The following is a 4,342-nucleotide window of genomic DNA, read 5'->3' as shown; positions in this document are numbered from 1 at the left end:
CGTATCAAAGGTGTTAAGTTCCATTTTTAACCCCGCTGATTTTCTTTACAACGTTTTTGGTAAACGACCGCAGCAAATGCGAAAATTGCGGCAAATGAAAACTGATGACAACATCAGGAATTTACTTCAAAGCAAATTTGACCGCGAAACTTTAATGGTTGTACTTCAACTTGAAAAAGTCGATATCGACGAAATCCTCAACAATTGTAATTACTCTGAAACATTTATCAGAACGGCAAACGACCTTCAGATTCTTGACGCCATTAGCGAATGTTATGAAGAGTATCGTGTTTTGAATCGAAGAAAGAATTAAGTTTTATAATATATTAGACCACATTAGTTTTTAAGGTTTATTCATTTTATTTTTGTGAAAAATACTTTAAAATGAAACAACCTCTAATTATTCTCTTTTTTTTCTTTTCAACATTTTTATTTTCCGGACAAATGAGCTATGAACAAGGATACATCGTTAAAAACAACGGTGATAAAATTTCTTGTTTCATAAAAGATTTAGAGTCCTTAAAAACCCCATCCAAGTTTGAATATAAAATTAACTTATCAGACAAAGAAACTATAACCGGAGATATTCAAAGCATACAAGAATTTGGGATTCCTGAAAAATTTAAATACATAAGACAAACAGTTGAAATTGACACTGAAGCCTATAGAGTGACCACCCAAAGAAACCCAGTGTTTGAATCTAAAACTGTTTTTACAAAGGTCTTGATAGAAGGACAGGCATCCCTATATTCTTATTTTGATGGTGAGGCAAGAAGTTTTTTTTACGGTTTAGAAAATAATGGCGTTCAAAGTCCAAAGACTTTGATATATAAAGAATTCTTTACCGATGGATATGTGACAATGAGGAAAAATGAAAGCTATAAGCAAGAATTGATGAACAATTTAATTTGTGAAAATTTAACCCAAAATGATTTTTTAAATTTAGAGTTTTTTGAAAATTCACTGTTAAAACTTTTTATAAAATACAACAAATGTAAAGAGTCTGACTATACTACTTTTACTGAAAAAAGAAAAGGAATATTTAATCTTAAAATCGCTCCAAGAGTAGCATTTAATTCATTATTTACAGGACTAAGTAACGACAACAGGTTAGACGCTTATTTTGACGATCAAACTCAATTTAATTTTGGAATAGAGTTCGAGTATATAATGCCTTTTAACAAAAATAAATGGAGTGTATTTATTGAACCCACTTATCAGTATTTCAAAGAAGAAGATAAACCAATTGATTATAATAATGTGAGTGTATCTATAGATTATAGTTCAATAGAAGTACCAATTGGTATTAGATATTTTATCTTTTTAAATAATTCATCCAAAGTTTTTGCAAACGTTGCTTTTATTCCGGATTTAGTATTAAAAAATGAATTTGAATACACATTAATTTCCGACGGCAAAAGAAAACTTATCAGTATACCTAATTTTGCTTTTGGTTTTGGATACAATTTAAACAATAAGTTTGACATTGAATTTAGACAAAACACAAATAGAAACTTTTTTACAGGTGGTATATACTATGCACAATACAAAACAAGTTCTATAATTTTAAGATATAATGTTTTGTAACCCCATTCTAGTTTTAAAAATTATGTGCCTAAATTTTACTGTTGTTGTAGCCTTCACTAAAAAAGGAAAGACTACATTGGCACTGTAGATCGTTTAGGAAATCTCATACCAGCTGACCATTATTCTTCAAGGTGTTTTTTTAATGATTGAAGTCCAGATTCAAAATCTTTTCCAATGACCTTGTCCATATTAAAAAACAACATAAATATATTACCGGGTGGTTTGTTCACACCGCTAAATCCCCAGATGACTTTGGTGGTTTCCGGGCCCACTTCTTCCACTTTAATGTAAGCATCACTTTCAGACTTCCAGGGTTTTAAAAACCGAAGTCGAGATTCCATACGGTCGTTTACATAAATACCTGTGATTTCTTGTTCACCTTCACCTACTTCTTTGTTGCCTTTCCATGCAGATACAAAACCCACTTCACCGTCTTCACCTCGGAATTCTTTTTTCATATTTGGGTCTTTATAATCCCAGGGTGACCAGTGGTTCTGGTTTTTTAAGTATTTTATAAAATCAAACACTTCAGGGAGGGGTTTATTGATCGCAATACTTCGGCTGACGTGATAGTTTTTTGGGGCAATCATGGAAAGAACCCAAAATAAAATAAGGATTCCGGCGAGGATGTAAAGAAATGTCATAAGTTAGTTGTTTTGGTTCATTTCAAATTTAATCATTTTTTGTTTCATTATACCTTTTCAAAATAGTATCCACACTTTTAATCGTTTTCATTGACCAATCAAGACGTTTTTCGAGTTGTTCTTCTTCGGTGAGTTGCCAGTTGATTTCGGTTTTTCTTAATTTGGCAACCACTTGTTGTAATATAATTGCTGCGGAAACCGAAATGTTTAAACTTTCGGTAAAACCATACATCGGTATTTTTAAGAAGGAGTCGGCTTGTCTAAACACTTTTTCCGAAAGTCCGTCTGATTCTTTTCCGAAGAAAAAAGCAGCTTTTTGAGTGACGTCAAAATCCTCTAAAAACTGTGAGTCTTTATGAGGCGTTGTCGCAATTATTCGGTAGCCTTGGATTTTAAGTGTTGCAATACATTGATCGATGTTACCATACCTGTACAAATCCACCCATTTTTGGGCACCCATGGCGATTTCCTTGTCAATGCGTTTGCCTTCTAATTCTTCTACAACATGTAAATCCTGAATACCAAAAATATCGCAGGTGCGCATCACGGCACTGGTGTTGTGGAGCTGTTTTACATCTTCGGTGACCACCGTAAAATGTTTGGTGCGGTTAGAGAGTACCTCTTTAAACAATTCCCTGCGACGTTCCGTAAGATAAGATTCCAGATAATTTAATAAATCCAGCTGGCTCATTTAATAAATTCAATTTTTGTAAAAATATAAAAATGAATACAACTTGACATAAAAAAGTAGGGCTACCAATTGGCAACCCTACTTAAAAATTCTAAGTCTAATTGTTACGTCTTATTTGTTTGACGACACAACTTTCTTAACAACAACTCCTCTATTTGTTATCAGCTTGATAAAATACACCTGATCGTTTGCACGAGACATGTCTATTACTGATGTTTCAAGTGAACCTTTAGAATAGTTGTGGTTTTCAACGGTAGTGATTAGTCTTCCTCTGATATCAAATACTTCAAGAGTAACTTTAGTATCAAATTCAAACTTATAGTCAATATTCAACTTGCTATCAAACGGCACAGGATATGGAGTAAAATCAATACTCGTATTGATATTGCTTGTGATACTCTGTCCACAGACAACCCCGCTGTTATTAGACGGTGTAAATATTCCACCATTGTTGGTAGACGCTGAACAAACGCATACTGCTTCACATACTACAGCGTGAACGATAATCCAGAATGGGCCATCTACTAAGATTGGAGCCATACTGTAATTATTCACATTGTCTAAACTACCCCAGTTGAAGGTATATTGTCCAGGAGCTACTGTTGTACTACCATTAGGTAACGTTGGATACTTATCACAACCAATGTATACATGTGTTTCGCTCATAGCATATCCACTGAATAAATCTATAGATACGGTTACTTGTCCTCCACTGTATACTATTGTGGCATCTCCCACATGGGTTCCGTTACCTAGGTTACATTGACCTGCACCTGCATAAAGCGGCATGGTGTAAGTACCATTTTGGTCTATGTAGTTGGTCCAACCCCATCTGTTAAAGCCATCGGTCAAGAAGCAGGTTTCAGCACCATCGAGTCTACCAAAGGCAGTTTCACAGTTGGTGTATTCACTCACTTCTCTTGTCACCGTTACGGTTTCTTCAGTGCTGTTTTGACAATCGTCTTCTACATAGAATACATAGTCTGCAGTTTCATAACATCCAAATGTTTGAATGTTTGATGGATAAGCTATCACTTGTCCACCTGTTGCACAGTTGTCTGTCCAATCTGCTGATAATGATACCGGGAAAACCTCATTACATAAATCTCCAACTACTGGAAGATTAATAATGACAGGGTCAATAGTATCCTCAATGTGGTAAGTGAATGCCCAATTGTGGTTAACACCCTCACAGTCTTGATAATTCCATGTATAAGCAACAGTACCTTGACATCCGTCAAAACTTTCAACTCTATTCGGACCTGTAGGTGTAATTGTGTTTCCACAATTATCAGTTACAACCGGAGGAGTTGGTAATACGTCATCATCAATACATTGAATATCAACGTTCATATTAGCAGGTAATGTAAAGTAACTAGCCTCTATGGTGTAGGTATACACCCAGTCGTGGTTGTTGCCT

Annotated in this window: 4 protein-coding genes and 2 pseudogenes; 2 read left to right on the top strand and 4 right to left on the bottom strand. The window is 34.7% G+C overall.

Annotated elements, in window-relative coordinates:
• Both AC6F75_RS06075 and AC6F75_RS06070 read left to right on the top strand, forming a co-directional pair.
• Window positions 1-313 (top strand): annotated as a pseudogene (locus tag AC6F75_RS06075) (carboxypeptidase-like regulatory domain-containing protein); the annotation flags it as partial.
• 71 nt (window positions 314-384) lie between these two features.
• Window positions 385-1,587 carry a porin family protein gene (locus AC6F75_RS06070; protein WP_500714056.1) on the top strand — a complete coding sequence of 401 codons (1,203 nt, stop codon included), beginning with the start codon at window positions 385-387 and terminating at the stop codon, window positions 1,585-1,587.
• Window positions 1,588-1,706: 119 nt separating this feature from the next.
• Here AC6F75_RS06070 and AC6F75_RS06065 read toward each other — a convergent pair whose 3' ends face one another.
• From AC6F75_RS06065 to AC6F75_RS06050, 4 genes and pseudogenes are all read right to left on the bottom strand, one after another.
• The gene (locus AC6F75_RS06065; protein ID WP_500714055.1) at window positions 1,707-2,231 is read right to left on the bottom strand and encodes an SRPBCC family protein; all 525 of its coding nucleotides are present in this window, start codon (window positions 2,229-2,231) and stop codon (window positions 1,707-1,709) included.
• Between the two features lie 28 nt (window positions 2,232-2,259).
• Window positions 2,260-2,922 carry a TrmH family RNA methyltransferase gene (locus AC6F75_RS06060; RefSeq protein WP_500714054.1) on the bottom strand — a complete coding sequence of 221 codons (663 nt, stop codon included), beginning with the start codon at window positions 2,920-2,922 and terminating at the stop codon, window positions 2,260-2,262.
• 111 nt (window positions 2,923-3,033) lie between these two features.
• A complete protein-coding gene (locus AC6F75_RS06055; protein WP_500714057.1) occupies window positions 3,034-3,957 on the bottom strand; it encodes a T9SS type A sorting domain-containing protein in 924 nt (307 codons plus the stop codon).
• Window positions 3,958-4,086: 129 nt separating this feature from the next.
• Window positions 4,087-4,323 (bottom strand): annotated as a pseudogene (locus tag AC6F75_RS06050) (HYR-like domain-containing protein); the annotation flags it as partial.
• Window positions 4,324-4,342: the final 19 nt, after the last annotated feature.

The sequence above is a fragment of the Planktosalinus sp. genome (assembly GCF_059864935.1).
This window is presented reverse-complemented; position numbering and strand designations above follow the sequence as displayed.

What these genes read in the sequence shown, in the direction of transcription:
- AC6F75_RS06070 (WP_500714056.1), top strand. Translation starts at nt 385, where the DNA reads ATGAAACAACCTCTAATTATTCTCTTTTTTTTCTTTTCAACATTTTTA.
- AC6F75_RS06065 (WP_500714055.1), bottom strand. Translation starts at nt 2,231, where the DNA reads ATGACATTTCTTTACATCCTCGCCGGAATCCTTATTTTATTTTGGGTT.
- AC6F75_RS06060 (WP_500714054.1), bottom strand. Translation starts at nt 2,922, where the DNA reads ATGAGCCAGCTGGATTTATTAAATTATCTGGAATCTTATCTTACGGAA.